This window comes from Pseudomonas sp. BN606 (genome assembly GCF_029873115.1).
Taxonomy (GTDB): Bacteria; Pseudomonadota; Gammaproteobacteria; order Pseudomonadales; family Pseudomonadaceae; genus Metapseudomonas.
In genome coordinates this window covers 23,169-30,190 of sequence record NZ_SSOF01000045.1, presented here as the reverse complement: position 1 = coordinate 30,190, position 7,022 = coordinate 23,169, and the positions used below count along the sequence as shown (strand labels likewise).

At 64.9% G+C, this 7,022-nt stretch carries 7 protein-coding genes; 2 read left to right on the top strand and 5 right to left on the bottom strand.

Annotated features, from left to right (window positions below):
* Window positions 1–798, top strand: a 798-nt coding sequence (gene catA / locus E8E75_RS07005; protein WP_280358375.1) for a catechol 1,2-dioxygenase, incomplete at its 5' end; no start/stop codon positions are given.
* A 376-nt stretch (window positions 799–1,174) separates the two neighbouring features.
* The gene (locus E8E75_RS07000; protein ID WP_153918269.1) at window positions 1,175–2,044 is read left to right on the top strand and encodes an alpha/beta hydrolase; all 870 of its coding nucleotides are present in this window, start codon (window positions 1,175–1,177) and stop codon (window positions 2,042–2,044) included.
* A 207-nt stretch (window positions 2,045–2,251) separates the two neighbouring features.
* On the opposite strand, the gene E8E75_RS06995 is transcribed toward E8E75_RS07000, so the two are convergent.
* The 5 genes from E8E75_RS06995 to E8E75_RS06975 all read right to left on the bottom strand — a co-directional run bounded on the left by E8E75_RS06995 (window position 2,252) and on the right by E8E75_RS06975 (window position 7,020).
* Window positions 2,252–3,115 (bottom strand): methyl-accepting chemotaxis protein, encoded by an 864-nt coding sequence (locus E8E75_RS06995; protein ID WP_120655114.1) that lies wholly within the window; start codon window positions 3,113–3,115, stop codon window positions 2,252–2,254.
* A 73-nt stretch (window positions 3,116–3,188) separates the two neighbouring features.
* Window positions 3,189–4,442: an OprD family porin gene (locus tag E8E75_RS06990; protein WP_120655115.1), complete on the bottom strand. Its 1,254-nt coding sequence runs from the start codon at window positions 4,440–4,442 to the stop codon at window positions 3,189–3,191.
* Between the two features lie 130 nt (window positions 4,443–4,572).
* Window positions 4,573–5,262 (bottom strand): ABC transporter ATP-binding protein, encoded by a 690-nt coding sequence (locus tag E8E75_RS06985; protein WP_120655116.1) that lies wholly within the window; start codon window positions 5,260–5,262, stop codon window positions 4,573–4,575.
* Complete coding sequence (locus E8E75_RS06980) at window positions 5,255–6,004, bottom strand: ABC transporter ATP-binding protein (RefSeq protein ID WP_120655117.1); 750 nt, start codon at window positions 6,002–6,004, stop codon at window positions 5,255–5,257. The genes E8E75_RS06985 and E8E75_RS06980 overlap by 8 nt, the downstream gene beginning before the upstream one ends.
* Window positions 6,001–7,020, bottom strand: a complete 1,020-nt coding sequence (locus E8E75_RS06975) for a branched-chain amino acid ABC transporter permease (RefSeq protein WP_153918271.1) — start codon at window positions 7,018–7,020, stop codon at window positions 6,001–6,003. The genes E8E75_RS06980 and E8E75_RS06975 overlap by 4 nt, the downstream gene beginning before the upstream one ends.
* Window positions 7,021–7,022: the final 2 nt, after the last annotated feature.

Here is a 7,022-nt window from a genome sequence, read left to right as displayed (position 1 = left end):
ATCATCGAAGACCTGGAAGTCACCACCGAAGAGTTCTGGAAAGCGGTGGACTACTTCAACCGCATGGGCGCCCGCGGCGAAGCCGGCCTGCTGGTAGCCGGCCTTGGCCTGGAGCACTACCTGGACCTGCTGCTGGATGCCCAGGACGAGCAGGCCGGCCTGTCCGGCGGCACCCCGCGCACCATCGAAGGTCCGCTGTACGTAGCTGGCGCGCCGCTGTCCGAAGGCGAAACGCGCATGGACGACGGCACCGATGCCGGCACCGTGATGTTCCTCCAGGGCCAGGTCAAAGACGCCGAGGGCAAACCGATCGCCGGTGCCGTGGTCGACCTGTGGCACGCCAACACCAAGGGCACCTATTCCTACTTCGACACCACCCAGTCGGACTACAACCTGCGTCGCCGCATCGTCACCGATGCCGATGGCCGCTACCGCGCCCGCAGCATCGTGCCGTCCGGCTACGGCTGCCCGCCGGATGGCACCACCCAGGAAGTGCTGAACCACCTGGGCCGCCACGGCAATCGTCCGGCACACATCCACTTCTTCATCTCCGCACCGGGCTACCGCCACCTGACCACCCAGATCAACCTGTCGGGCGACGAGTACCTGTGGGACGACTTCGCCTATGCCACCCGCGACGGCCTGGTGGGCGAGATCCGATTCACCGAGGACGCCGCCGCTGCTGCCGCCCGTGGCGCTGTGGATCGCTTCGCCGAAATCGACTTCGACTTCCAGTTGCAGAAGGCCCCGAGCCCAGAGCAGGAAGCCATCCGCGACCGCGTTCGCGCCGAAGCCTGAGTCACCGAATCGGCGGGGGAGGCTGGTTCCCCCGCTGTTTGAGCCGGCCGATTGGCCGGCTTTTTTATGGGCGGCTAGTCAACCTGGATCGGCCGTCGGGGCGTGGCCGAACGCCGCTTCCCTCACCCCAACCCTCTCCCAGAGGGAGAGGGGGCTGTCCAAGCAGGATGGCTGGTGAGTGCCCGGCGCGAGTCACCTCTCTCCTTTCGGGAGAGGGGCCAGGGGGAGGGTGGTTGACCCCGCGCTAGGCCTTTCGCGAATGAATTCTCTCCCACAAATGAGCACCCCTGACTCCCCGGATAGCCATCCCCGACTATCCGGATTTCGCCATTCCACGGGATGCCGCCTAATCGACGGACAACCATCGGAGGTGCCCATGACCCGCCCCAGTGATCCGGCCGAACTGGCCGCTTACTACGACGTGCAATACAACGCTCGCGCCAGCGTCGAAGACTTCGATCAGTACCCGCGCCAGTACCGCGCACTGAGCGACTCAGCCCACGCGAGCCTGAAGTGCTTCAAGGATGTGTCCTACGGGCCGGGTACCGGTGAGCGGTTGGATATCTTCCCTGCCGAGCAGCCGAACGCGCCGGTGCTGTTGTTCATCCATGGCGGCTATTGGCGTGCCCTTTCCAAGGCCGATTCGGCATTCATGGCGCCAGCCCTGACCGCTGCCGGCGCTTGCGTGGTGGTGCTGGACTACGACCTGGCTCCGGCCGTGACCCTCGATCACATCGTCGACCAGACCCGCCGCTCGCTGGCCTGGCTGCACCGGCATATCGCCGATTTCGGCGGCGATCCGCAGCTCCTGTATGCGAGCGGCAGCTCGGCGGGCGGGCACCTCACCGGGATGCTGCTGGCTGGAGGCTGGCACGGACGCTATGGCGTGCCGGACAGTGTGCTGCGTGGTGCGCTCCCCATCAGTGGGCTGTTTGATCTGCGACCGTTGCTGGAAACGCATATCAATGGCTGGATGGGAATGGACGAAGCGGCGGCGCGGCGCAACAGCCCGACTTTCCATTTGCCGACGCGGGGAGCCGAGCTGGTGATCAGCTATGGCGCGCAGGAAACGGCGGAATTTGCGCGCCAGTCCCACGAGTTCCTCGACGCCTGGATCGCGAGGGGGCTGCCAGGTCGCTTCGTGGCCGCACCGGGCAAGAACCACTTCGATGTCGTGCTGGAGCTAGGCCAGCCGGGGACGCAGCTGTATCGGGCAGTGTGCGAACTCATGGGCCTGAATGGGTGAGCCTGTAGAAGGTGCGAATTCATTGGCTATGTCTGCATTACGTCTTGCAAGGAGCTGCAGTGCCCGTAGGAGCTGGCTTGCCAGCGAATGGCCGCGTTTCGCTGGCAAGCCAGCTCCTACAAGGCTCTTGGCCTGATGGTCAATCTCTCGCAACAGCTAACGCAGACATAGCGAATGAATTCGCCCCTACAAGGAAAGCAGCGGTGATCAACCCACCAACCCCCTCAGCTGCCTGGTGATCCGCTGCTTCTCGTCCAGCCGCTGCATGATGCGCTGGACGATTTCGTAGCGGGTGGTGGCAACGCGCTTCATCTCCGCCAGGGCCTGCAGGGCGATGGCGGATTTCTCCAGGCCGGCGCGGGTCGAACCGTCCACTTGTGCAAGGCCCGTACGTGCGTTTTCCGAGGCCTGTTGCAAGCCTCCGACAATCTCCCTGATCTGTTCGCTCGCCTCGTTGGCACGGCGGGCGAGGTGGCGCACCTCGTCTGCCACCACGGCGAATCCACGGCCCTGTTCGCCAGCGCGTGCCGCTTCAATGGCGGCGTTGAGAGCCAGCAGGTTGGTCTGTTTGGCGATCTCCTGGATGCTGCCGACGATGGAGCCGATGCGCTGTGACTGATCGCTGAGGTCGTTGAACACTTCAGTGATATGTCCCATGTACTGGCCCAGTTCGCCGATGGAGTTTTTCGAGTCCTCGATGCTGTTGGTGGAGAGCTGCAAGTTCTCGCCCGCCTGGCGAGCCAGGCTGTTGGCCTGTTGCATGTCTTCCGCGCTTTCGGCGATGGCCAGGCCAAGGTCGGCCAGGCGGGCCAGCAGGTGTTCGAGGGGTAGGGTTAGGACCGGCGCTACCGGGATTTCCAGCGCGGGCGGTGGAGCGGGTAGCGGTTCCGGCGCCGGTTGGTTCAGCGGGACCTCGACTACCCGGGCTGGCAGGTGGTGGTAGAGCAGCCCACCACAAAGGGTGCAGGCGCTCGCCAGGAGCAGGGGCCAGGAACTGGCCAGCAACCAGGCAGCGAGCATGAAGAGTCCGCCGAGACAGAGCAGCAGGGCGGCCAGGGATTTTCGGGGCATGGCGGTTTCCTTGTCGGGGCAGGGACTGTGGGCAAGAAACCTGTTGGGGCGAATTTATTCGCCCCAACAGGGCTTAGAACAGTGCCAGGGTGTAGTTGAGGATCAGACGGTTCTCGTCGATGTCGGTGCGATAGTTGGAACGTGCGGTGACATTGCGGATGCGCACGCCCAACCCCTTGAGCGAGCCGCTCTGGATCACGTAGCCGATATCCAGGTCGCGTTCCCAGTCCTCGCCTTCGAAGCCCTTACCGGTATCCACGTTGTCGCCCTTGATGTAGCGCACCGTGGTGGTCAGGCCGGGGATGCCGAGGGCGGCGAAGTCGTAGTCATGGCGCACCTGCCAGGAGCGCTCATCCGCCGAGGCGAACTCGTAGGTCGGCACTTCGTTGCCCAGCGGCGTGATGTTGGCGAACACCTTGGGGAAGCCCTGGTCGCCGTACATACCCTGATAGCCGACGAAGAAGGTATGGCCGCCTCGCTTGGCCGAGAGCAGAGAGTAGAAGGCCTGGTTGTCGACCTCGCCGATCAGCTTCTTGCCGTCCTCGGAAGAATCGTAGAAGCCCATGTTGGCGCCCAGCACCCAGTCACCCACCGGCTCGGCGTGCTTGAGGCTGATCAGGCGCTGGTCGTAGATGTCTTCGAGCTGCGCGTACCAGGTACCCACCGTGGTGCGGTTGGCGTTGAAGGCGTAGTCGGCACCGGCGTAGTTGAAGGCATCGCTGGAAGCCTGCCGTTGCGGCTGGTAGCCGATCTGAGCCTGGATCTTGTCGTCGCCGGCCTCGTTGCGCAGGCTTGTACCGGTCAGATGGCCGCCTTGCAAGGTCAGCCCGGCGATCTCGGTGGAGGTGATGCTGGCACCCTGGTAGCTGGGCGGCAGCAGGCGGATGTCGCTGAACATCAGCACGGGCAGGTTGGGTTGCAGTTCGCCGACTTTCAGCTCGGTCTTCGACACGCGCATTTTGCCGGCCACGCCCAGGCGGCTGTAGTCGTCGGCGGCCTCGCCATCTTCCTGCACCGGCAGCAGGCCGGTGTTCACCCGGTCGGGACTGCTGTCGAGCTTGATGCCGAGGGTGCCGATGGCATCGATGCCGAAACCGACCGGGCCGGGCGTGTAGCCGGACTTGAAGTTGAGGATGAAGCCCTGGGCCCATTCCTCGGCCTTGGACTGCTGGTTCGGCCCGACGATGTCGGAGAAATCGCGACTGAAGTAATAGTTGCGCAGTTGCAGCGTGGCGGTGGAATCCGCGATGAAGCCGGACTCTGCAGCCAGGGCGGAAAGCGGGAGGGTGCTCAAGAGGATCGGGAACGCACGGGACTTGTAGATCATCGCAAGGCTCTTCTTCTTCTGGTTTTCAGGGCGCACCCGTCCGCCGCCGGCTTTTGCTGAGCCGGTGGGGAGCGGATTGCGTCGGGATTACCGGTCCGTCTTGACTACGGGCCGGGAGGCTGGGCGTTGGTCAGACGCCCAGGTATCGATGCGACAACTCCGGTGTCGCGGCGAGCTGGTCCGGCGTGCCCTGCCAGACCTGTCGGCCCTTCTCGATGATGTGGTGGCGATCGACCACCCGCGCCATCTCCTTGAGGTTCTTGTCGATGACCAGGATGGTCTCGCCCTCTGCCTTGAGGGTCACCAGGCAGTTCCAGATGGTCTCGCGGATCACCGGGGCCAAGCCTTCGGTGGCTTCGTCGAGGATCAGCAACTGCGGGTTGGTCATCAGCGCGCGGCCGACGACCAGCATCTGCTGCTCGCCTCCGGAGAGGGTCTTCGACAACTGCTCCTGGCGCTCTTCCAGGCGCGGGAACAGGGCGTAGATGCGTGCCAGGTCCCACTTGCCGCCCTTGGTGGCGGTAGCCAGCAGGTTCTCCTTCACGCTCAGGCTGCCGAAGGTGCGGCGGCCCTCCGGCACCAGGCCGAGGCCCGCCTGGGCGATGCGGTAGGGCGTGGCGCCGCGCATCTCCTGGCCGTGTATGCGGATGCTCCCGGCACTGGGCTTGAGCAGGCCCATGATGGATTTCACGGTGGTGGTCTTGCCCATGCCGTTGCGGCCGATCAGTGAGACCACCTGACCCTGTTCGATCGTCAGGTGCATGTCGAACAACACCTGGCTCAGACCGTAGCCGGCCTGCAATCCACTGACTTCAAGCATGTTCTTCCCCCAGGTAGGCGGCGCGGACCTGCGCGTTGCTGCGGACTTCTTCGACGGAGCCGGTGAGGATCGTCTGGCCATAGACCAGCACGGTGATGCGGTCGGCCAGGGCGAACACGGCATCCATGTCGTGCTCCACCAGCAGGATGGCGTAGCGCCCCTTGAGCGACTGGAGCAGATCGGTCATCCGCGCGGATTCTTCCGCACCCATGCCCGCCATGGGTTCGTCCAGCAGCAGGACAGATGCCTCCTGGGCCAGCGCCAGGGCTAGCTCCAGCTGGCGGCGTTCACCGTGGGACAGCTCGCTAACCAGGTCCTGCGCGCGGCGGCCGAGGCCGACCTGTTCCAGGTAGTCCTGGGCCGGGTCCAGCAAGCTGCGGTCGCGGGACAGCGGGCGCCACATGCCGAAACTCTTGCCTTCGCGAGCGGCGATGGCCACGGCGACGTTCTCCAGCAGGCTGAAGTCCGCGTAGAGCTGGCTGACCTGGAAGGAGCGGGCCAGGCCCAGGCGCGGCCGCTCATGGGCCGGCACTTCGGTGATGTCCCGGCCGGCGAAGAGGATCTGCCCCTTGTCCGGCCGGATTTCCCCGGCGATCTGCGAGATAAGCGTCGACTTGCCCGCGCCGTTGGGGCCGATGATCGCGTGCAACTCGCCAGCGGCCAGCTCCAGGTTGGCGCCGTTAGTGGCTTTCACTGCACCGAACGCCTTCTCCAGGCCACGGATGGACAGTTGCGCGCTCATGGATGCACCTCACGGGTGGTGGCGACAGGGGAGGACTTGGAGTAAGCCTTGCGCGGCCGCTGGCGGGCCATCAGCAGGCCGTAGATGCCCTGGCGGCCGAACAGCACTACCAGCAGCAGGAGGGGGCCGAAGATCAGCAGCCAGTGCTCGGTCCACAGGCTCAGCAGCTGTTCCAGACCGAGGTAGGCGGCCGCTCCCAGCACGGGGCCTAGGAGGGTGCCGACACCGCCGAGGATGACCATGGCCATCAGTTCGCCGGACTTCTGCCAGGCGCCCATGTCAGGGCTGACGAACAGGGCGTAGTTGGCCCAGAGCACACCGGCCAGCCCCGCGCCGAGGCCGGCGATGACGAAGGTGGTGAGGCGATAGCGCAGGGGTTTGAGGCCAAGACTGACGGTGCGTCGCTCGCTCTGTTTGAGGCCGCGCAGGACGAAGCCGAAGCGTGAACCCACCAAGCGTCGGCAGAGCAGCAGCCAGGCCACCAGCAGGGCCACGCAGAGGTAATAGAACGCGTTGGCGTCGTTCAAGTCGAGGCCGGGCAGGCTGTTGCGTTCGTTCATCAGGATGCCGTCGTCGCCACCATAGAGCGACAGCGAGCCGAGGATGAAATAGAGCATCTGGCTGAAGGCGAGGGTGATCATGATGAACTGCACGCCGCTGGTACGCAGCGACAGGTAACCCATCACCAGACCGAGCAGGGCGCAGCAGAGCAGGGCCAACGGCCAGACCACCAGTGCGCTGTTGCTGCCTTCCCAGCCCCACAGCGGTATCGCCTGCGAGCTATGGAAGGCGATGATGCCGACCACGTAGCCGCCCAGACCGAAGAACGCAGCGTGGCCGAAACTGACCATGGCGCCGTAGCCGATCAGCAGATCGAGGCTGGCGGCGGCCATGCCGTAGATGGCCAGGCGCGTGAACAGACTGACCAGGAAGGGTTCGTCGAACAGCGCCGCCACCAGGGGCATCAGCGCGAAGGTGGCCAGGCAGGCCAGGTCGATGAAGAGGCGTCGGGACATGG

Coding starts and splice junctions, on each gene's coding strand:
- E8E75_RS07000 (WP_153918269.1), top strand. CDS start 1,175: ATGACCCGCCCCAGTGATCCGGCCGAACTGGCCGCTTACTACGACGTG.
- E8E75_RS06995 (WP_120655114.1), bottom strand. CDS start 3,115: ATGCCCCGAAAATCCCTGGCCGCCCTGCTGCTCTGTCTCGGCGGACTC.
- E8E75_RS06990 (WP_120655115.1), bottom strand. CDS start 4,442: ATGATCTACAAGTCCCGTGCGTTCCCGATCCTCTTGAGCACCCTCCCG.
- E8E75_RS06985 (WP_120655116.1), bottom strand. CDS start 5,262: ATGCTTGAAGTCAGTGGATTGCAGGCCGGCTACGGTCTGAGCCAGGTG.
- E8E75_RS06980 (WP_120655117.1), bottom strand. CDS start 6,004: ATGAGCGCGCAACTGTCCATCCGTGGCCTGGAGAAGGCGTTCGGTGCA.
- E8E75_RS06975 (WP_153918271.1), bottom strand. CDS start 7,020: ATGTCCCGACGCCTCTTCATCGACCTGGCCTGCCTGGCCACCTTCGCG.